Annotated in this window: 20 protein-coding genes; 13 read left to right on the top strand and 7 right to left on the bottom strand. The window is 61.8% G+C overall.

The window, feature by feature from the left end; all coding sequences use genetic code 11:
* The first annotated feature begins 219 nt into the window (after positions 1-219).
* On the top strand, positions 220-960 hold the full coding sequence (locus ACYP2Q_RS04640; RefSeq protein WP_046816306.1) for a response regulator: 741 nt from the start codon (positions 220-222) through the stop codon (positions 958-960).
* Entirely contained in the window at positions 957-2,267 is a 1,311-nt protein-coding gene (locus ACYP2Q_RS04635) for an ATP-binding protein (protein ID WP_459729409.1), read from the top strand. The genes ACYP2Q_RS04640 and ACYP2Q_RS04635 overlap by 4 nt, the downstream gene beginning before the upstream one ends.
* Before the next feature lie 49 nt (positions 2,268-2,316).
* Here ACYP2Q_RS04635 and ACYP2Q_RS04630 read toward each other — a convergent pair whose 3' ends face one another.
* The 3 genes from ACYP2Q_RS04630 to ACYP2Q_RS04620 all read right to left on the bottom strand — a co-directional run bounded on the left by ACYP2Q_RS04630 (position 2,317) and on the right by ACYP2Q_RS04620 (position 5,376).
* Positions 2,317-3,066 (bottom strand): HvfC family RiPP maturation protein, encoded by a 750-nt coding sequence (locus tag ACYP2Q_RS04630; RefSeq protein ID WP_459729408.1) that lies wholly within the window; start codon positions 3,064-3,066, stop codon positions 2,317-2,319.
* Positions 3,059-3,898 carry an HvfB family MNIO-type RiPP peptide maturase gene (locus ACYP2Q_RS04625; RefSeq protein ID WP_459729407.1) on the bottom strand — a complete coding sequence of 280 codons (840 nt, stop codon included), beginning with the start codon at positions 3,896-3,898 and terminating at the stop codon, positions 3,059-3,061. The genes ACYP2Q_RS04630 and ACYP2Q_RS04625 overlap by 8 nt, the downstream gene beginning before the upstream one ends.
* 143 nt (positions 3,899-4,041) lie before the next feature.
* Positions 4,042-5,376, bottom strand: a complete 1,335-nt coding sequence (locus tag ACYP2Q_RS04620; protein ID WP_459729406.1) for an acetamidase/formamidase family protein — start codon at positions 5,374-5,376, stop codon at positions 4,042-4,044.
* A 397-nt stretch (positions 5,377-5,773) separates the two neighbouring features.
* On the opposite strand from ACYP2Q_RS04620, the gene ACYP2Q_RS04615 reads away from it, so the two are divergent.
* Both ACYP2Q_RS04615 and ACYP2Q_RS04610 read left to right on the top strand, forming a co-directional pair.
* Positions 5,774-6,820, top strand: a complete 1,047-nt coding sequence (locus ACYP2Q_RS04615; protein ID WP_459729405.1) for a class I SAM-dependent methyltransferase — start codon at positions 5,774-5,776, stop codon at positions 6,818-6,820.
* A 113-nt stretch (positions 6,821-6,933) separates the two neighbouring features.
* Positions 6,934-7,776 (top strand): NAD-dependent protein deacetylase, encoded by an 843-nt coding sequence (locus ACYP2Q_RS04610; protein WP_459729404.1) that lies wholly within the window; start codon positions 6,934-6,936, stop codon positions 7,774-7,776.
* A 90-nt stretch (positions 7,777-7,866) separates the two neighbouring features.
* Here the strand turns inward: ACYP2Q_RS04610 and ACYP2Q_RS04605 are convergent, their stop codons facing one another.
* The gene (locus ACYP2Q_RS04605) at positions 7,867-8,766 is read right to left on the bottom strand and encodes a LysR substrate-binding domain-containing protein (protein ID WP_459729480.1); all 900 of its coding nucleotides are present in this window, start codon (positions 8,764-8,766) and stop codon (positions 7,867-7,869) included.
* A gap of 160 nt (positions 8,767-8,926) precedes the next feature.
* Between ACYP2Q_RS04605 and ACYP2Q_RS04600 the strand changes: the two genes are divergently transcribed.
* From ACYP2Q_RS04600 to ACYP2Q_RS04590, 3 genes are read left to right on the top strand one after another with little or no spacing between them, the layout of a single operon-like run.
* Positions 8,927-9,625, top strand: a complete 699-nt coding sequence (locus ACYP2Q_RS04600) for a CoA transferase subunit A (protein WP_034150336.1) — start codon at positions 8,927-8,929, stop codon at positions 9,623-9,625.
* Positions 9,626-9,661: 36 nt separating this feature from the next.
* Positions 9,662-10,327, top strand: a complete 666-nt coding sequence (locus tag ACYP2Q_RS04595; protein ID WP_027925229.1) for a CoA transferase subunit B — start codon at positions 9,662-9,664, stop codon at positions 10,325-10,327.
* A gap of 11 nt (positions 10,328-10,338) precedes the next feature.
* Complete coding sequence (locus tag ACYP2Q_RS04590; protein ID WP_459729403.1) at positions 10,339-11,520, top strand: acetyl-CoA C-acetyltransferase; 1,182 nt, start codon at positions 10,339-10,341, stop codon at positions 11,518-11,520.
* Between the two features lie 117 nt (positions 11,521-11,637).
* Here the strand turns inward: ACYP2Q_RS04590 and ACYP2Q_RS04585 are convergent, their stop codons facing one another.
* Positions 11,638-12,957 carry an Nramp family divalent metal transporter gene (locus tag ACYP2Q_RS04585; RefSeq protein WP_459729402.1) on the bottom strand — a complete coding sequence of 440 codons (1,320 nt, stop codon included), beginning with the start codon at positions 12,955-12,957 and terminating at the stop codon, positions 11,638-11,640.
* Positions 12,958-13,115: 158 nt separating this feature from the next.
* Between ACYP2Q_RS04585 and ACYP2Q_RS04580 the strand changes: the two genes are divergently transcribed.
* The 3 genes from ACYP2Q_RS04580 (at position 13,116) to ACYP2Q_RS04570 (ending at position 15,367) form a co-directional block, all read left to right on the top strand.
* Entirely contained in the window at positions 13,116-13,904 is a 789-nt protein-coding gene (locus ACYP2Q_RS04580; protein ID WP_459729401.1) for a hypothetical protein, read from the top strand.
* A gap of 83 nt (positions 13,905-13,987) precedes the next feature.
* Positions 13,988-14,662, top strand: coding sequence for a glutathione S-transferase family protein (locus ACYP2Q_RS04575; RefSeq protein ID WP_459729400.1), 675 nt, complete (start codon positions 13,988-13,990; stop codon positions 14,660-14,662).
* Positions 14,663-14,794: 132 nt separating this feature from the next.
* Positions 14,795-15,367, top strand: a complete 573-nt coding sequence (locus ACYP2Q_RS04570; protein WP_459729399.1) for a DcrB/PsbP domain-containing protein — start codon at positions 14,795-14,797, stop codon at positions 15,365-15,367.
* Between the two features lie 3 nt (positions 15,368-15,370).
* On the opposite strand, the gene ACYP2Q_RS04565 is transcribed toward ACYP2Q_RS04570, so the two are convergent.
* Positions 15,371-16,087, bottom strand: a complete 717-nt coding sequence (locus ACYP2Q_RS04565; RefSeq protein ID WP_459729398.1) for an alpha/beta hydrolase — start codon at positions 16,085-16,087, stop codon at positions 15,371-15,373.
* 222 nt (positions 16,088-16,309) lie between these two features.
* On the opposite strand from ACYP2Q_RS04565, the gene ACYP2Q_RS04560 reads away from it, so the two are divergent.
* Genes ACYP2Q_RS04560 through ACYP2Q_RS04550 form a run of 3 tightly spaced genes read left to right on the top strand, consistent with a single transcriptional unit; the run spans position 16,310 to position 18,989 of the window.
* Positions 16,310-17,770 (top strand): PAAR domain-containing protein, encoded by a 1,461-nt coding sequence (locus ACYP2Q_RS04560; RefSeq protein WP_459729396.1) that lies wholly within the window; start codon positions 16,310-16,312, stop codon positions 17,768-17,770.
* On the top strand, positions 17,767-18,384 hold the full coding sequence (locus ACYP2Q_RS04555) for a hypothetical protein (RefSeq protein ID WP_459729395.1): 618 nt from the start codon (positions 17,767-17,769) through the stop codon (positions 18,382-18,384). The genes ACYP2Q_RS04560 and ACYP2Q_RS04555 overlap by 4 nt, the downstream gene beginning before the upstream one ends.
* Entirely contained in the window at positions 18,381-18,989 is a 609-nt protein-coding gene (locus ACYP2Q_RS04550) for a hypothetical protein (RefSeq protein ID WP_459729394.1), read from the top strand. Before ACYP2Q_RS04555 ends, ACYP2Q_RS04550 begins: the two co-directional genes overlap by 4 nt.
* Positions 18,990-18,999: 10 nt before the next feature.
* On the opposite strand, the gene ACYP2Q_RS04545 is transcribed toward ACYP2Q_RS04550, so the two are convergent.
* Positions 19,000-20,112: a M14 family metallopeptidase gene (locus ACYP2Q_RS04545; RefSeq protein ID WP_459729393.1), complete on the bottom strand. Its 1,113-nt coding sequence runs from the start codon at positions 20,110-20,112 to the stop codon at positions 19,000-19,002.
* Positions 20,113-20,205: the final 93 nt, after the last annotated feature.

Below are 20,205 nucleotides of genomic sequence, written 5' to 3'. Positions count from 1 at the left end.
GTGAGGTATCCCGCTTGTGTCGGGAACAGGCGCGGGTAAATCGGCAAGTATCTGGACCGGGCCGGGATACAGAGGGATACAAAACCCCGGGAAATACCTGTTTTTGCGTCGGCGTGTATCCGCCCACGGGCCAGATACACTGCAATACAAAGGGCGGCGGGCGAGCGGGCCAAGGCTCGATAGACTGTGCGACATCCCCCACTGACAGAGGCAACTCCCATGGAGCACGTCGATCACATCCTCATCGTTGACGATGACCGCGAGATACGAGAACTGGTGGGCAACTACCTGAAGAAAAACGGCCTGCGCACCACGGTCGTGGCCGATGGCCGGCAGATGCGCAGCTTCCTCGAATCCACGCCGGTGGACCTGATCGTGCTGGACATCATGATGCCCGGCGACGACGGGCTGATGCTCTGCCGCGAGCTGCGCACGGGCAAGCATAAGGCCACCCCGGTATTGATGCTCACCGCGCGCAACGATGAAACCGACCGCATCATCGGCCTGGAAATGGGCGCCGACGACTACCTGGTCAAACCCTTCGCCGCCCGTGAACTGCTGGCCCGGATCAACGCCGTACTACGTCGCACGCGCATGCTGCCACCGAACCTGGTGGTGACCGAATCCAGCCGCCTGCTGGCCTTCGGTCGTTGGCGCCTGGACACCTCCGCCCGGCACCTGCTCGATGGCGACGGCACCATGGTCGCCCTCAGCGGTGCCGAGTATCGGTTGCTGCGGGTGTTCCTCGATCACCCGCAGCGGGTGCTCAATCGCGACCAGTTGCTCAACCTGACCCAGGGCCGCGACGCCGACCTGTTCGATCGCTCCATCGACCTGCTGGTCAGTCGCCTGCGCCAGCGCCTGCTGGACGATGCGCGCGAACCGGCCTACATCAAGACCGTGCGCAGCGAGGGCTATGTGTTTTCCCTGCCGGTGGAAATCGTCGGTGCGCCAGCATGAACCGTTCGCTGCGCTGGCCCCGCACCCTGGCGTCAAGGCTGTCGCTGATCTTCCTGATCGGCCTGATCCTCGCCCAGGCGCTGTCCTTCGGTGCGCAGTATTACGAGCGCTACGAAAGTGCGAAGAACACCATGCTCGGCAATCTGGAAACCGACGTCTCGACTTCCATTGCCATCCTCGATCGCCTGCCCAGCGAGGAGCGCGCCAGTTGGCTGCAGCAACTGGAGCGGCGCAATTACCGTTACTTGCTCAGCGAGGGCTCGGCGGGTACGCCCATGGGCATGGACACGCCCAATGCGCCCATCGCGATGGCCTCGATCAAGGACGCCATCGGCAAGGATTACCCGATGACCTTCACCGATATTCCAGGGCCGGTTAAACACTTCCAGGTGCACCTGAAACTGGCGGACGGCAGCCCGTTGACCATCGACGTACGGCCTTCGATGGTACCGCTGTCGCCCTGGCTGCCCATGGTGTTGCTCGGGCAACTGGCGCTGATGCTTGCCTGCACCTGGCTGGCCGTGCGGATCGCCATCCGCCCCCTGACCCGCCTCGCCGAAGCCGTGGACACCCTCGACCCCAACACCCACCCGGTGCTGCTGGACGAAAAAGGCCCGACCGAAGTGGCCCACGCCGCCAAGGCCTTCAATGCCATGCAGGTCCGTATCGCCGCCTACCTGAAAGAACGCATGCAACTGCTGGCGGCGATCTCCCACGACCTGCAGACGCCGATCACGCGGATGAAACTGCGCGCCGAATTCATGGACGACTCGGTGGAGAAAGACAAGCTGTGGAACGACCTGGGCGAGATGGAACACCTGGTGCGCGAAGGCGTGGCCTATGCCCGCAGCGTCCATGGCGCCACCGAAGAAAGCCGGCGCACCGACCTGGACTCGTTCCTCGACAGCCTGGTGTTCGATTATCAGGACATGGGCAAGCAAGTGCAGCTGATCGGCAAAAGCACCACCGTCATCGACACCCGCCCCCACGCCTTGCGGCGAGTGCTGGTGAACCTGACGGACAACGCGCTCAAATTCGCCGGAGCGGCCGAGCTGCTGGTGGAAAAGCAAACCGATGGCGGCGTGTCGGTAAAGGTCATGGACCGCGGACCGGGGATTGCCGAAGCGGAACTGGCCCAGGTCATGCAACCGTTCTACCGCGTGGAGAATTCGCGCAACCGCAGCACCGGTGGTACCGGGTTGGGCCTGGCAATTGCGCAGCAGCTGGCATTGGCGATCGGAGGGTCGTTAACGTTGAGCAATCGCGAGGGTGGTGGGTTGTGTGCGGAGCTCAAGTTGCGCGGCTGATACCTTCAAACTGATCGTTCCCACGCGCATGGGAACGATCAGTTTTCCTTCAGGCAACGACGCCCTCCCCCTGCATCTGCCGCAACAAGCCCATTGCGCTATCCATGAACGCCACAGAATCCGTCATCCCCGCCTCCGCCGCCAACCCCTGCAGATGCACACGTCCGGTCTGCCCGGGAAATTCCTCGATACGCTGCAACAACCGAAACGCCAACGGGCTCAATTCTGAAAATTTCACACTGAAATCCGGATCCCGGCGCACCAACAGCAACGTCGGCTGATCCAGTGGTGCATCAGGCTGAAACTGCGGCCCGACCAACTGCACCGGCCAGGCATACGCCAAGAGCCAGGCCAACGGCGAAACCTGCAACGGACGATCCAGCAACCCCTCGGTATCGCCGCAGGCCAGCGGCTCGGCCTCGGATTGTTGCAGGGCCATTTCCACCCATTCGTAATGTGCCAGCTCAACCATGAACGGCGGCCAGGGTCCATCGGCCAATGCCTCAGGCTCGCAAGCCAGAAACTCTACAAACTCCTCGGCGATTTCGCCGAATTTCGGAGTGTGGGCGCGGTAGTCGCGCAGGAAGATCCGCACCAGCGCCCGCCAGTGCTCATCGCCGAGAATCTTCACCAGGACCGGAAAGGTGCCGCTGATCAACGACGACAGGTTGGCGAACACCAGGTCGCGATACACCCCGGCCCGCGCCGGGTCCATTTCCGTCGGTGGCGCGTAGCGCTCGGGGTCGCGCAAGTACAGGCCCATGCTGTTTTGCTGTTCATGCAGCGTGCGCTTAGCCATGGTTCACCTCCTCGGTCTGCAAGCGGCGAATGGTCTGCAACTCGGCGACCAGTTCGGAAAACGCCGGAAAGTTGAAATCCCGTTCCAGCAGGGTCGGTTGCGCGCCGAATCGGCCATAGGCCTCGGCCAGTAGCGACCACACCGCCGGTTTCACTGACGCGCCATGGGTGTCGATCTTCAGGGTATCGGACTCATCGAAGTGCCCGGCGATGTGCATCGCCACCACCCGGTTCGCATCGATCCCGGCCAGGAAGGTGCGCGGATCGAAGCCGTGGTTGATCGAGTTGACGTACACGTTGTTGACGTCCAGCAACAGGTCGCAATCGGCTTCGCGCAGCACGGCGTTGGTGAAGGTCACCTCGTCCATGTCCTGCTGCGGGGCGGCATAGTAAGAAACGTTTTCCACCGCCAGGCGGCGGCCGAGAATGTCCTGGGCCTGGCGGATGCGCGCGGCGACGTGATGCACCGCTTCCTCGGTGAAGGGCAACGGCAACAGGTCATACAGGTGGCCGTCGTCGCTGCAGTAACTCAGGTGCTCGCTGTACAGGGGAACCTGGTGGTGATCGAGGAAAACCCGCACCTCCCGGAGAAACTCGACGTCCAGTGGCGAGGGCCCGCCCAGGGACAGGGACAAGCCGTGACAGGACAACGGATAGCGCTCGGCCAGGGTGCGCAACGCCGCGCCGTGGGCGCCACCGATGCCGATCCAGTTCTCCGGTGCAACTTCGAGAAAATTGAAATGGCCGGCCGGGGCGGCCAGCAGGTCCTTGATCAAGCCGCGACGCAGGCCGAGCCCGGCGCTGGCCTTGGTGGATGTGAAGGAGGTTTGCATGATGTCGATTCCAAGGTTGTCAGAACGTCATCACAGTTAATCGAAGCGATGTATCGGGCTTGTGTGGCGAGCTGAGAGAAAACCGCAAGGCATGTATCGGCAGCGGGTCTGTATACACTTTGATACAGACCCGCTGCCCGGCATTACGCCAGGTCGTACTTCTCGCGCACCAGATGACCGATGCCCATGGCATCGAGCACGTCCATCGGGCACAGGAAGGTCACGCGCACCGTGCCTGGCAGGCGACTGATGTCGATGGAGCCGGTGATCGTGGCGCGATTGAGCACTTCGTCATAAGGCAGGCCAGTGACTGCGGCGGCGCGCGTCAAACCGTTCTCCACCGCCAGGTTGAGGTTCTCGCCGCTGCCGATGAAGGTGATCGGGCCGCTCTGTTCGATCTCGTGTTGCCCCCAACGCTCGCCCAGCTCGCGGACTTTCGCCCGTTGCTCGGCATTCATCGGCCGCGCCATCGGTGGCAGGTCATCGAGGTTCTGCAGGAGGATCGGCCCTTCCAGCGTCAGGTTTTTCACCACTTGCACCACCACCTCGGTTTCCCCGGAACAATCGGTGGCGTGGCCGGCGATCTCGCCGTTGCCCTGCTGCGCATGCATGTCCCCCATGTACACTCCCGCCCCCGGCACCTTCACCGGACAGATCAGCACACAGCCTTCGCGGATCGAATTGGTGTCCATGTGGCCGTCGGTCTTGGCCGCGTGCAGCTCTTCGCGGCTCATGCCGAAGCGGTGCGGGGCGTTGATCAGGTACTGGCCAAAGTCGGCACAGTTGTGCGAATCGGGGATATCCCGGGAGGGCATGGTGCCGATGTTGCCGAGGAACGGGCGCATGTGCGCGGCGACGCCGGGGATATCGGCGCGGGCCAGGGACAGGATCGAATGCTGCGCGGCGAATTGCGGCAGCGCCGACATCTCGCTGGCGTTGCCGGCCAGTTGATTGGCGATGCCCTGGTTGACCGTCAGGCTGACCTGGTTCTGCGCGTCGAACACAATCACATAACCGTGGCTGAAGCGAAAGGCGCTGACCTCGGCACCGCAGTGGTTGCAGCGGATCGCGTCCTCGCCAATGCCTTCGACATGGCTGGCCGGATGCTCGGTGCCGCACTTGGCGCAGAACTTGGAGACGAACGGATCGCCGTTATAGCGTCCCTCGACGAAGCTCATGACCCCGGACGAAGTGGCCAGCGACGTGACGCGCATGCTTTTGATCGTGATCGCCACGGCATCGCCGATTTGCGCCCCGGCGATGGCCACCGGCTGCGTCACTTCATGTCCACCCTCGAAGGCCGGCGTGATCATCGGCCCCCAGCAACCTGGGGGCGTCCCGGTGATCAGGGTGCCGCCGTCGGCCAGTGGACCGAGCATCGGCTGACTCGGGCCAATGATGCCGTTGGTGTAGCGATCGACCCGCAGGCGATTGACCGGCGTGGCGTTGAGAGTGGGTTGAGGCACAAGCGTTGTCATGGTGATCACCTTCGGTGTCGGGAGCGAATGGTCCTCACAGTTCAGCGCAGGTTTGTATCTGGTCTGTGTTCGGGGGTGGCCTGCAATGAGTGGGCACTGTATCCAGAGGCCGGTTAGATACAGTGGGATACACACACATTTGCGGATGACCACAATCCCTGTGGGAGCTGGCTTGCCAGCGATGAGGCCAGCAGATCCAGGATATTTGGTGCCTGACACGCCGCTATCGCGGGCAAGCCCGCTCCCACAGGGACCTTCGTCGCCTGGAAAAACGGCTTTCGGCCTGCGAACTAAACTTAATGCACACAGGACCTGCTCAGCGTCCTGTTCATTCCCACGACCACCGCCCGGACGAACAAAGCCTCCGGACCGTGATCCTTCCAAAGGAGCACACGTGATGGACGAGGCCAGACTCAACGATTTCATGGGCAAACTTGTGGGTGACATGGGCGGTGCGGCGATGCTTGCCAACGTCATCCTCGGTGAAGAGCTCGGCCTGTACCGGGCCATGGCCGATAGCCAGCCGGTCAGCCCCCAAGTGCTCGCCGACAAGACCGGCTGCAACCCCCGCCTGGTGCGCGAATGGCTGAGCGCCCACGCGGCTTCTGGCTACATGGAACACCGCGATGGCCAGTTCCGCCTGCCCGAAGAGCAAGCCCTGGCGTTGGCCATCGAAGACTCTGCGGTCTACATAGCGGGTGGCATCGGGGTGGTTGCATCGTTTTTCCATGACAAGGACAAACTGGTCAAGGCCATGCGCGGCGACGGCGCCCTGGCCTGGGGCGATCACCATCCATGCATGTTCAGCGGCACCGAACGCTTCTTCCGGCCCGGCTACAAGGCACACCTGATCGCCGAATGGTTGCCGGCCCTGGACGGCGTGGTGGCCAAGCTGGAGGAAGGCGCCAAAGTCGCCGACATCGGCTGCGGCCACGGTGCGTCGACGGTGATCATGGCTCAGGCGTACCCGAATTCGCGGTTCGTCGGTTTCGACTACCATGCGCCGTCCGTCACCGTCGCCACCCAGCGCGCCGAAGAAGGTGGCGTGTCCGGCCGCGCGCAGTTCTTCCAGGGCACGGCCAAGAGCTACCCCGGCGATGACTATGACCTGGTCTGCTACTTCGACTGCCTGCACGACATGGGCGACCCGGTGGGCGCGGCCAAGCATGCCTTTCAGTCGTTGAAACCGGACGGTACGGTATTGCTGGTGGAACCCTTCGCCAACGACTCGCTGGACGACAACATCACCCCGGTCGGCCGGCTGTTCTATGCCGCCTCGACCTTCATCTGCACGCCCAACTCGCTGTCCCAGGAAGTCGGCCTCGGCCTCGGCGCCCAGGCAGGCGAGGCGCGGTTGCGCAAGGTGTTCAGCGAAGCCGGGTTCTCGAGTTTCCGCCGGGCCACGGAAACGCCGTTCAACCTGATCCTGGAGGCGCGGAAATAAACACCCTGACTTTGTAGGAGCGAGCTTGCTCGCGATGGTGTATCAGGTACATTTATGTGGCTGACACACCTTCGCGAGCAAGCTCGCTCCTACAGGGTCCCGGAGTGTTGAAGATGCTCGACAGTCTGATCCACGAACAACTCGATCGCCTCCAGCACCTGATGGCCGACGAGCCGTTCGCGGTCCTGACCGGCGCCGGCATCAGCACCCCGTCGGGCATTCCCGACTATCGCGACAACCAGGGTGTGCGCCGTGGCCGTCAGCCGATGATGTATCAGGAGTTTCTCTCGGCACCGGAATCCCGCCGGCGTTACTGGGCGCGGGCGATGCTCGGCTGGCCACGGGTGCGTCAGGCGCAACCGAACGTGGCCCACGATACCCTCGCCCGCTTGCAGAGCACCCGGCGAATCGGCGGCTTGATCACCCAGAACGTCGATACCTTGCACGACCAGGCCGGCAGCCATGACGTGATCGAACTCCATGGCAGCCTGCACCGGGTGCTGTGCCTGGACTGCGGAAAACGCAGCGAGCGCGATTCGATCCAGCAATTGATGGAAGCGCAGAACCCTTACCTGGCGGGCGTTGACGCGGTGCAGGCCCCGGACGGCGATACCCTGCTGGACGCCGCCTTCGAAGCACGCTTCCAGGTTCCGCATTGCCCGCATTGCGCCGGTGAGAGGATGAAGCCGGACGTGGTGTTCTTTGGTGAGAACGTCGCACAGGCAACCGCGGCAAAAGCGATGGCCACGGTGGAAAAGGCGGCCGGGTTGCTGGTGGTCGGCTCGTCGCTGATGGCATATTCGGCATTTCGCCTGTGCCGGGCCGTGGTGGATCAGGGCAAGCCGCTGCTGGCGATCAACCTGGGCAAGACCCGGGCGGACGGGATTCTGGATATGAAGATCGAGGGGTCGTGCGAACAGCTTTTGCCCATACTGGCCCAACGCCTCAATGACTGAAGACCTCCCCACCTGTAGGAGCTGGCTTGCCAGCGATGGCGATCTTGCGGACGCCATCGCTGGCAAGCCAGCTCCTACAGGTGGAGGTATTTACCGAATGTAGCGTTCGCCGAGGTTTTCCTCTTTCAGCACATCAAACAACGCCTGCGCCGCCGCCGACAACTCCCCTCCTGGCAAGGTCAGTACCCCAAGCGCCCGTTCCACCACCGGGTCGCGCAAGGTTATGCAACGCGCACCCAGTTCACGCATTTGCCCGGCGCACAGTGCGGGGACGGCGCTCACGCCCAACCCACTGGCAACCATCCGCCCCACTGTCGCCAGTTGATGGCTTTCGAACTCCACCGGCAACTTCATGCCCCGGGCCTGCAAGTGTTCCTCCAGCATCACTCGCACCGTCGACGGTCGCTGCAACGTGATGAACGGCTCCTTGAGCAAGGTCAACCAGTCGACTTCATCCAGCTCAACCAACGGCGAATCAGCGGGCACCACCGCCACGAAGCGATCGATGTACAACGGCGTGAACTGCAGCGACGAGCTCTGGGTCGGCTCGAACGCCACGCCCAGTTCCACCTGGCGGTCGCGGACCATTTCCAGTACCTGCTCGTTGATCACGTCGTTGACCGTGACGTTGACTTTTGGGTACCGCGCGCGGAATGTCTTGAGGATCGGCGGCAGCAGGTTGCCGGCAAACGACGGCATGGCCGCCAGCGTCACACGCCCGCGCTGCAGGGTGAAACGCTGGCGCAGTTCATCCTCGGCATTGTCCCAATCGGCGATCAGGCGGCGCGCCAGCGGCAACAAGGCTTCGCCTTCGGCGGTCAGCGCCACATTGCGCGTGTTGCGGGTGAACAAGCGCCCGCCCAGGCTTTCTTCCAGGGCCTTGATGGTCAGGCTCAGCGCCGATTGCGACAGGTGCAGGCGTTCGCAGGCCACCGCGAAGCTCAGGCTCTGGGCCACAGCCAGGAAGGCACGGATCTGCTTGACGGTCATGCGCAGGCTCTCCAGGGTAACTACATTAATCACGCTCTCCTACACTGTTGAGTTTTATCTATTAATCAACCTTAAAAATCAACTTAACAAATCAATTTGATAGCGCGACACTCATCCCATTCGGCTAGCCAGCCGCCCACAAAGAATAAAAGAGGTGCATATGGCAGGTTTCGACAAGCGCGTGAGTTCCTACGAGGAAGCCCTGGCCGGTCTTGAAGACGGCATGACCGTGATCGCTGGCGGCTTCGGCCTGTGCGGTATCCCGGAAAACCTGATCAACGAGATCAAGCGCAAGGGCACCCGCGACCTCACCGTGGTTTCCAACAACTGCGGCGTCGACGGTTTCGGCCTCGGCGTTCTGCTGACCGACCGCCAGATCAGCAAAGTGGTGGCCTCCTACGTCGGCGAAAACAAGCTGTTCGAAGAGCAACTGCTCAAGGGCGAAATCGAAGTCACCCTGACCCCGCAAGGCACCCTCGCTGAAAAAATGCGCGCAGGCGGCGCCGGCATCCCGGCCTTCTTCACCGCCACCGGCGTCGGCACCCCGGTTGCCGACGGCAAGGAAGTCCGCGAATTCCATGGCCGCAAGTACCTGATGGAAGAGTCCATCACCGGTGACTTCGCCATCGTCAAAGGCTGGAAAGCCGACCATTTCGGTAACGTGATCTATCGCCATACCGCCCAGAACTTCAACCCGCTGGCCGCTACCGCCGGCAAGATCACCGTGGTCGAAGTCGAAGAAATCGTCGAACCCGGCGAGCTGGACCCGGCGCAGATCCACACCCCTGGCATCTACGTCGACCGGATCATCTGCGGCACGTTCGAGAAGCGCATCGAACAGCGCACCGTACGTAAGTGATCCCCTGCCCCCGGACCGAATGAAGGAATAACAACAATGGCACTTTCCCGCGAACAAATGGCTCAACGCGTCGCCCGCGAAATGCAGGACGGCTTCTACGTGAACCTGGGCATCGGCATTCCGACCCTGGTCGCCAACTACATCCCCGAAGGCATGGAAGTCATGCTGCAGTCGGAGAACGGCCTGCTTGGCATGGGTCCGTTTCCGACCGAAGAAACCATCGATGCCGACATGATCAACGCCGGCAAGCAGACCGTGACCGCCCGTACCGGCGCCTCGATCTTTTCCTCCGCCGAGTCCTTCGCGATGATCCGCGGTGGCCATGTCGACTTGACCGTACTGGGCGCCTTTGAAGTCGACGTACAAGGCAACATCGCCTCGTGGATGATCCCCGGCAAACTGGTCAAGGGCATGGGCGGCGCCATGGACCTGGTGGCTGGCGCAGACAACATCATCGTGATCATGACCCACGCGTCCAAGGACGGTGAGTCCAAGCTGCTGGATCACTGCAGCCTGCCGCTGACCGGTGCCGGTTGCATCAAGCGCGTGCTGACTGACCTGGCCTACCTGGAAATCGAAAACGGTGCGTTCATTTTGAAAGAGCGTGCACCGGGTGTCAGCGTCGAGGAAATCGTCGCCAAAACCGCTGGTAAACTGATCGTCCCGGACCATGTGCCCGAAATGCAGTTTGCTGACCAGTGAGGAATCATTCCATGCAAGAAGTCGTCATTGTTGCCGCCACGCGCACCGCGATCGGCAGTTTCCAGGGTTCCCTGGCGAACGTATCCGCCGTTGACCTGGGCGCGGCGGTGATCCGTCAGCTGCTGGCGCAAACCGGCCTGGACCCGGCCGAAGTCGACGAAGTGATCATGGGCCAGGTACTGACCGCCGGCGCCGGGCAAAACCCTGCGCGCCAGGCGTCGATCAAGGCCGGCCTGCCATTCGCCGTGCCAGCCATGACCCTCAACAAGGTCTGCGGCTCAGGCCTCAAGGCCCTGCACCTGGGCGCCCAGGCGATCCGCTGCGGCGATGCCGAGGTGATCATTGCCGGCGGCCAGGAAAACATGAGCCTGTCCAACTACGTCATGCCTGGCGCCCGCACCGGTCTGCGCATGGGTAACGCGCAACTCGTCGACACCATGATCAGCGACGGCCTGTGGGATGCGTTCAACGATTACCACATGGGCATCACCGCCGAGAACCTGGTCGAGAAGTACAACCTGACCCGTGAGCAACAGGACGCTTTCGCCGCTGCCTCGCAGCACAAAGCCGTGGCTGCCATCGAAGGTGGACGCTTTGTCGATGAAATCACGCCGATCCTGATCCCGCAGCGCAAGGGCGATCCACTGTCCTTCGCCACCGACGAGCAGCCACGGGCCGGCACCACCGCCGAATCCCTGGGCAAGCTCAAGCCTGCTTTCAAGAAGGACGGCTCGGTGACCGCCGGTAACGCTTCGTCGCTGAACGATGGCGCCGCCGCCGTGATCCTGATGAGCGCCGAAAAGGCCAAGGCCCTGGGCCTGCCGGTACTGGCGAAAATCGCTGCTTACGCCAACGCGGGCGTCGATCCGGCGATCATGGGCATCGGCCCGGTGTCGGCCACCCGCCGCTGCCTGGACAAGGCCGGCTGGTCCATCGACCAGCTTGAGCTGATCGAAGCCAACGAAGCCTTCGCCGCGCAATCGCTGGCCGTGGCCAAGGACCTGGAATGGGACCTGGACAAAGTCAACGTCAACGGCGGCGCCATCGCCCTCGGCCACCCGATCGGTGCCTCGGGTTGCCGCGTGCTGGTGACCCTGCTGCATGAAATGATCAAGCGTGACGCCAAGAAAGGCCTCGCCACCCTGTGCATCGGTGGTGGTCAGGGCGTGGCATTGGCGCTCGAACGCGCTTAAGCCGACAGCGTTTAACAGACGGCGCGGGGACCCACGAAGATCCGCGACCGCCTGGCAAAACACCCGGTACGATTCACGTCGTACCGGGTTCTTTTTGTCGGTCCTGAAAAATGATCGTCAGCTGAAAAGCTGCAGGATCAACCAGCTGTTCGCCCCACTGATCACGACGAACAGACCCCACGCCAACACCCGGGTCGGCAGGCGATTGACAAAGGGTCCCATGAGCTTTTCATCGTTGGTCATGCGGATCAGCGGATACAGCGCAAACGGCAACTGCAGGCTCAGCACCACCTGGCTCAGCACCAGCAGCTTGCCCACCGCGTCGTCGCCCATCAGCCAGACGCCCACGAAAGCCGGAATCAAGGCCAACCCACGGGTGATCAAGCGTCGTTGCCAGCACGGCAGCCGCAGGTTGAGGAACCCTTCCATGATCACCTGGCCGGCGATGGTGCCGGTGAAGGTCGAACTCTGCCCCGAAGCAAGCAGCGCAACGCCAAACAGCACACTGGCCAACGCCCCGCCCACCAACGGATCAAGCAAGTGATAGGCGTCCTGTATATCGACCACATCGGTATGCCCGCTCTGATGAAACGCCGCAGCGGCGAGGATCAGGATCGCCGCATTCACCAGCAGCGCCAGCGCCAGGGAACCGATGGTGTCGATGCGGGCCAGGTTGACCGCATCCTGCTTGCTCGCCAGGTCCTTGCCAATCAGCCGGGTCTGGACGATCGAGGTATGCAGGTAGAGGTTATGCGGCATCACCGTGGCGCCCAGAATGCCGATGGCCAGGTACAACGGCGCCGCATCGCTGATGGCCGCAAGCGATGGCCTGAAGCCTTGGGCAACGTCGGGCCAGTAGGGTTTGATCAGCAGCAACTCGACGAAAAAACACAGGCCAATGGTCGCCACCAACACCAGCATGATCGCTTCCAGGCGCCGGAAGCCCCGATTCTGCAAGGCCAGCACCAGCAAGGTATCGAACGCCGTCAGGGCAATGCCGAATGTCAGCGAACACCCCAGCAATAGATGAAACGCCAGGGCACAACCGAGCACTTCGGCGAGGTCGGTGGCAATGATCGAGATTTCCGCCAACAGCCACTGGGTGCGCGCGGTGCGGGTGCTATAGCGCTCTCGGGACAATTGCGCCAGATCGCGGCCGGTGGCGATCCCCAGCCGCGAACACAAACACTGCACCACCATGCCCGCCAGGCTCGCCAACAGCACCACGAACAGCAGGCTGTAGCCAAAGCGCGACCCGGCCTCGATGGCGGTCGCCCAGTTGCCCGGGTCCATGTAGCCGATAGACACCAGCAAACCGGGGCCGGCAAAGCGCAGGACCCGCTTGAAGAACGAGGCACCAGGGTCGACGGCAACGGTCCCCGCCACCTCCGGCGGGCAAAATGGCGCAGTGCCAACGCTGGGTAGACTGAATTTCACGCAATGATCCATCCGCAGGTGGAAGAGATCTCTATGTAGACGCATTTCATTGCAGGAGCCAGCGGATATAGCTTTGTATACAAAACCCGCCAACCTGTAGAGCAAATCACCCCGCAAAATGCTACCGTTGCTGCCACTCACAGGACGGAGAAGTGCACGTGTTGATGCTCAAACTGCTGGTGATTCCAGGCTTTCTGCTGCTCATTTCCCTGGCCGGCAAACGCTGGGGGCCAAGCGTGGCGGGTTGGTTGTCGGGATTGCCGGTGGTGGTCGGGCCGATTCTGTTCTTCCTCGCCATCGAGCAGGGCCAGGCGTTCGCCGCCCAATCGGCCATGGCCGCGCTGTCGGCGATGTTCGCCATGATTGCCTTCTGCGTGACCTATGCGCAGGTCGCACAACGGGCAAAATGGCCACTGGCACTGACGCTCTCGTTGCTGGTCTGGGCCCTGGTCGCCGTGGTCCTGTCGTTGCTCCCGCCGTCGCTGCCCCTCTCGATCATTGCCGCCGCCACTGCACTGCTGGCCGCGCCATACTTGTTCCCGGCGGTGCAGCCGATTGTTTCAGGCCCGGCACCGAAGTCCGACAAACTGCTGCTGCGAATGGTCGCCGGCGCCTTGCTGACCCTGGCCGTCACCTGGCTCGCCAGCAGCGTCGGCGACCGCTGGAGCGGCCTGCTCGCCGTGTTCCCGGTGCTTGGCAGCGTGATGGCCGTGTTCTCCCAGCAAACCCGAGGCCCGGCGTTTACCGCCGCATTGCTGCGGGCGACGGCCACCGGGATGTATTCATTTTCGGCTTTCTGCCTGGTCGTAACACTGACCGTGCCCAGCCTGGGCCTGATGGGCTTTGGTGTTGGAGTCGCCGTCTCGGTGGCCATGCTCGGCGTCACCCGGCGGTTACTGGCAAAACCCGCTCCGCTTGCAACACGTTCAACAATTTCGAACGAGTAATGCAGCATCCTCGTACGTCAATCGAACAGGTTTGCCCCACCATCAGCCTCAGTTCCACACCACTCCCGACTGAGGCCTCTACCATGAAATTCTTTTTCCATCCTTCGCCGAACCCGATGAAAGTCGCCCTGTTGCTCGAAGAATTGCAAACGCCCTATGAGCTGATCGGCGTCGACACCTTCAAGGGCGAGCAACACCTGCCAGCCTTCCTCGCGATCAACCCGAACGCCAAGGTTCCGGCCCTGGTCGATGGCGACGCGACAGTCTTCGACTCCCAGGCCATCCTGCTGCACCTGGCGCAAAAGCATCAGCGCTTCCTGCCGCAAAGCGCCGCCGGTAACGCCGAACTGCTGTCGTGGCTGATGTTCATCGCCACCGGCCTGTCGCCCTTCTCCGGCCAGGCCGTGCATTTTCTCCATCACGCGCCGCAAGACCTGCCCTACGCGAAAAACCGTTATCTCAAGGAAGTCGAACGCCACTACCGCGTGCTCGACCAGCGTCTGGCCGACCATCAGTACCTGGCCGGCGACACCTACAGCATCGCCGACATGGCCCTCTGGGGCTGGGCCAACTACGCACCTTACATCCTCGGCGAAAACGGCCTGGCGGCCTACCCGAACGTCAAGCGCCTGTTCGATGAAATCAGCGCCCGCCCGGCAGCCCGACGCGCCCAGGGCCTGAAAGAGAAACTGGTGCTTAAAGCCGAGTTCGACGAAGAAACCCGTCGTAACCTGTTTCCGCAGAACCAGGCTGAGTAAGCCGTTGCCGATATGCGGACGTGTAGCTGCGCCGGATTCTCTGGAGTGACCGTCCGTTAGCCCACACTGGAATGCGTCACAACCTCCATGGGATGATCGCCACCCACCGCGCGACCATCCCTGGAGATTCCGATGTCACTGTTGAGTAAAAAAGCCGTTGTCCTGTTGCTGGCAGCGGCTGCCAGCCTGGGGGCTTTTAATGTGCAGGCGGCCAAGGCCCCTGCGAAGGAGACGGTGCAGGGCCAGAAAGTTTCGCTGCTCGACGGCAAGTTCACCTTCACCCTGCCCAAGGGTTTCGTTGCCAACCCGTTGCCCGCCAGCCCCACCGGCGCAAGCGGCACCATGTATTCCAATGAAACCACCAAGACCGTGGTGATCGCTGCGCAGAACAGCCTTCCCGAGGGGGTCAAGGTCAAGGACAACGACGGTGAATTCCTCGACGGCACAGCGGCCGACTTCGACGCGGCGCAACACAAGGCCCTGGCGGACTACAACAAGCTCAGTGAAAAAAGCCTGACCCTGAAGAAAACAGGCCTGGGCGTGCGCCAGGTCGACAGCACCGCCACCCAGGGCGGCGGCATGACCCTCAACACCACGTTGATGGCGGCATCGGGAAACCACATGACGGTGATTCAGGTCATTTCCCGCCCCGGCGACATGGCCGCCCACGAAACCCTGATCAAGCAGATCGTCAGCGGCAAATGAGCCTCAAGGGTTGCGGCGTTGCAACCAGGCGCTCAAGTCATGCAGTTCTTCGGTACTGATACTGTGGCCGACACCCTGGTAGGCGTGGAACTCGGGTTCCAGTGACACGCTCTGCAACAGGCTGTTGGCCTCGGTGCCATCGCTCAAGGGCAGACGCTGGTCTGCCGCGCCATGGCCGATGAAAATCGCCAGTGACTGGCGTTTTTCATCCGGCTTCAATTCAGACTTGAGCACCGGCAGAATCCGCCCGCTCAACGCGGCTATTCCGCCCACCGCCTCGGGATGTCGCAGGGCCACTTCGTAGGACATGATCGCCCCCTGGCTGAAACCCACCAGGAACACCTTCTCCGGTTGTGTGTGATATTTCTTCGCCGCCTGTACGACGAACTCCAGCAGCAACTGGCCGCTGGACTTCAGGTCATCGGTTTCGCCGTTGTAGGCACCCTCGCCTTTTTTGCGAAACCACTGGTAACTCCCTTCCTGCATCACCATCGGCGCCCGCACCGACAAGTAGTTGTACTCGCTGGGCAACTCATCCTTGATGCCGAACAGATCCCGCTCGTTACTGCCGTAGCCGTGGAGAAAAATCACCAGCGGCTGCGCGTGGGAATCGGGGTTGGCCTGCTCCAGGTACTTGAGCGGCAGATCGGTTTGCAGGGGGGATTGAGCGTGGACAGTGGCGGATGCCAGCAGCGTGAACAGAGCGAGAAACTTCAGCATAAACCTTCCTTCACCGAGCGCAGGATTCGGGGTAGAGCCTAGCACCTTCGTCGCAGCGACTCCCAGCACCGACCCGATTACGGAATCGACCTACAGCAGACAAGGAAACGTCTGATTTACGCCTGACACCCGCGCATAGAACCCTGTGCGCGGCATTTTGCCATGCCTCGACCCCCTGGGAGCGCGGGCAATTTGATCGTCATCAGACAAGGAGTTGCAGCCATGGCCAAGGGGTATTTCATTCGCAAGGGCGACAAGACCAGTTGCGGTGGCAAGGTGCTGGACACCGATACCCGCATCATGATGTTTGGCTTCGCCCATGCTCGCGCAGGTGACCCGGTTTCCTGTGGCAAGAACGACGAAACCTATGAAATCGTCGGTGGCATCTCGTACATGAACAGCCATGGCAGGCTGTTCGCTGGCTCGCTGGACAGCCACAGCAGCTGCCCCTGCAAGGCCGGGCTCTACCCCTCGTTTACCACCGCCACCTATGAGTCCAGTCAGGGTGCTTCACCGCATGCCGTGAGGAGTGCCCCGCAACAGGAGGCCGCGCCCGTTGCCCCCAACAACCCGGTCGCGCCGCGTCAATCTGGGTTCACTTCAGCGCGGGCGCCCTCACCGACGCTCGGCGAACGGCCCGGGATGGTCTGTGAAAACCTTTGGCGCGAGTACCAGCTTCGGGTCGAAAACGTCGTGGCACCGGGCGGCAAGCTAATCGCCGACCCCAAGGCGCGCAACAAGGCGATCAATGCTGCCTATGCGCAGTTGTGGCGCCTCGATTCGCGATTCCAGTGGGCCGGGCTGGCGGCTTTCGCCTCGAAACAGGTGGGTTGTGGGTTGCTGCACGCAGCCGAGACGATCGAGAAGATGCAAGCGGAAGAACAGGCGATACAGCAACTGAGAGACAGTGCCAGACAAGGACTGGGTGGTTTGTTTAGCCGCAGTGAGCGGGAAAAACGCGCGAAAATTCGTGAGTTCGAGCAGCGCCAGCACGAGTACGATCAGGCCAACCGCGACAAACTGCGGGGCTTCACCCATTGGGGTGCCGACAGTCCGTTGTCGTACTCGCAACGGATGTACCGGTTTGTGTACGAGATGTTGGCGATGGGCAATACCACGCTGTTTTTGGATGTGTATCCGTTGCATGTGTTCTACAGGGAACGTGGGTTGGAGGCGCTGAAGGATTGTCTGGCCTCGCGGAAAAACATTTATGGCAGTGGTGAGTATCCGGTGCTGTGGCCGGTCGGAGAGGAAACACTAAAATTCGGAGTTGACCATGATGAAATTCTCCTGGCCTTTGAGGCAATTGAGGCGGGTAACATCGCCGAAAGTGTTGAGCATCTGGCCAAACACGAGCAGCGAAATATTCTGCAACCCGCCATGTATGACAACTGGGGGCTGAAATGGCTGCTGCGCGGTAACCATGCCTCATACGTCACCAACCTGCCCTCCGGTGCTGCCCAAGCCATCGAACTGACGCTGGCCAGCCAATGCAGCCCCGTCGATGACGGGCGCACTATTGGTTTTGGCAACAACCCCGTTGCCAACTTGGCCGATATCAACCAACGCATGCCCTTCGTGCTCAGGGCGGCGCAGCAGTTTGATGATCTGCTAATCGGCGACCAGCGCGAGCAGATTGAGCAATCGATTCGGGATATCGCCTGGGGTGGAGGCGTCCGATGAGGCTGATGCATCGCTTCGGCTGGCGACGCGGCGTGTTGGCACTGGCGGTCGCTACCTTCCTAACGTGGACAGCGATTGAGGCTCTATCGGATGAACCGGAAATTTCGTTGGTAATTGGCGAGCCGTACGAAGCCATGCGCCAGCGTTCCAGCGCAAAAATTGACCCAGTCATACAGGGACACTCCTGGTTCAATGTTCCCAATTCTGATGCCAGACTGCGTTTCGCAGATCCTGAGTATGGTTTTGTGACCCCGCTGGCCCGCTTCTTCACCGTAGGCTTTGGACGTGATGAACGGATCGACGGTGTCCGCATGTCCCCACAAGTCGAGCCACTATTGCTCGACGACACGCTCAAGGTCGTGCTGGATCTGCAAGAGCAATGGCGCAACGCTGGCTGGGTCCCCATCCGGGTCAATGACTTCCCATCGTTCGCCGACACCCCGCAATGGCGAGCCCAATTGCGGGATGCAAAAAAAGGCGGAACGGCCTACTGGCGAGCAGGTGACAAGTACCAACTGATGCTGGTGGTCAACCGCTTCAAGTACGACAAGCGCCCCACAGAAGAGCGCTACCTCATGACTTTAGGCATCCACCGATCACGGGGTGTGCAATGAGCCTGCTGCAACGCTTGGGCTGGCGACGTTGTGCGTTGGCAGTCGCCGCCGTCTTGACGCTGGCGGCGATTCAAATATTTTCGGACGAGCCGGAAATCGCTCTCGTGATTGGCGAGCCGCACGAAGATATGCGCCAGCGCTCCAGCGCAAGAATCGATCCAGCCATACCGGGGCACTCATGGTTCAGTGTTCCGAAATCAGATGCGCGCCTGCGTTTCATTGATCCCCAGTACGGCTTTGTAACTCCATTGGCCCGTTTTTTTACGGTAATGTACGATGATGAGTTGATCGATGGTGTCCGCATGTCCCCACAAGTCGAGCCACTGTTGCTCGACGACACCCTCAAGGTCGTGCTGAATCTGCAGGAGCAATGGCGCAACACTGGCTGGGTACCCATCCGGGTCAAGGATTTCCCATCGTTCGCCGACACCCCGCAATGGCGGGCCCAATTGCGCGATGAGAACAAAGGCGGAACGGCCTATTGGCGAGCGGGTGACAAGTACCAGCTGATGTTGGTGGTCAGTCGCTTCACGTACGACAAACGCCCCACAGAAGAACGCTACCTGATTACCTTGGGCATCCACCGATCACGCGGCGTGCAATGACCCTCCCTCCTCAATCGTTAATCAACTTCCCAACCCGAATCGGCTCGCGCCCGGCCACTTTCGCCTGCCAGGTGCCCGGCTGCGTATAGCGCCCGCGATCAAGCGCAAACAGCACGCCGCTGGTGCCCGCGCGCACGGTGCTGACCTTGTCGTTCAACGGGTCGACCACTTCGAACAGCGCATCGCCCTGCTCCACCCATTCACCGGCCTCGCGCAGGAAGCTGACCACACCGTGATGCGGTGCGAACAGGTATTGGGTGCCTTGGAACGGCATGCCCTCGCAGCATTCGCTCGGTGCCGCCGGCCAGGTGCCCTTGATGAAACCCTGTTCGGCGAGAAAGCCCAGGATCGCTTCGCAATTGGCCTGGGCCTGATCGACCCGGGTGTCGCCCATGCTGCCAAGTTCCAGCGTGGTCGCCAGGTTCGCCGGTGGAATGGCGGCTTCGGGGAAAGCCCGGGCCAGGCGTAACCAGGGCGTAGAGCAGGACTCGTCGAAGGAACTGCCACCGGAATCCTCGCACAGCAACGCCACCCCGGCCTTCAGGCGCGCCGCCAGCGATTGCCACTGCGGCCAGTGTTGCGGCAAGGCGTAGAGGTGAATCGCCGCGTCGAAGTCGCAATGCAGGTCGAGCGTGATGTCGGCGTCGCAGGCGTGACGCAGCAGCAGGCGGTGCATCGCCTCCAGTTGCGACGCCGGGGCCGGGAGGTCGTCGAGCACCCGGCCCATGGCCTGGCGAATCAGGGCGATGTTGGCCTCGGCATCGCTGCCCAGGCGATCACCCACCTTTTGCGCCACCGGGACGCTAAGTTCGACGAACGAGCGGTTGAAGTTCTTGCCGCTGCCCAGTTCGAAGCGGCCCATGTGGCTGCCTTGCAGGTGCTGATCGAGGCCGATCGGGTTGGCCACCGGCACCAGTTCGATCACGCCTTGCAATTGGCCCTGGCTTTCCAGTTCCGCCAGGCGCTGCTTGAGTTCCCAGGCGGTGCGCATGCCGGGCAATTCGTCGGCGTGCAGGCTGGCCTGGATATAGACCTTGCGAGTGCCCGCGCCATAACGGAATACGCTGAGGGTGCGCTCGGTTCCCAGGTGGCTCCAGGGCAGTGGATGGTCGATGCGTTGCATAAAAACTCCGGAGCCTGTGCAGGACCTGGCTTGGCAGAGAAGACGCCCAGCACATTCGACATCAATGTGACTGTCAGGCCGCTTTCGCTGGCA

The sequence above is a fragment of the Pseudomonas sp. MHK4 genome (assembly GCF_054600775.1).
Note: the sequence above shows the minus strand (reverse complement) of the source record. Positions and strands in the feature narration are given on the sequence as shown.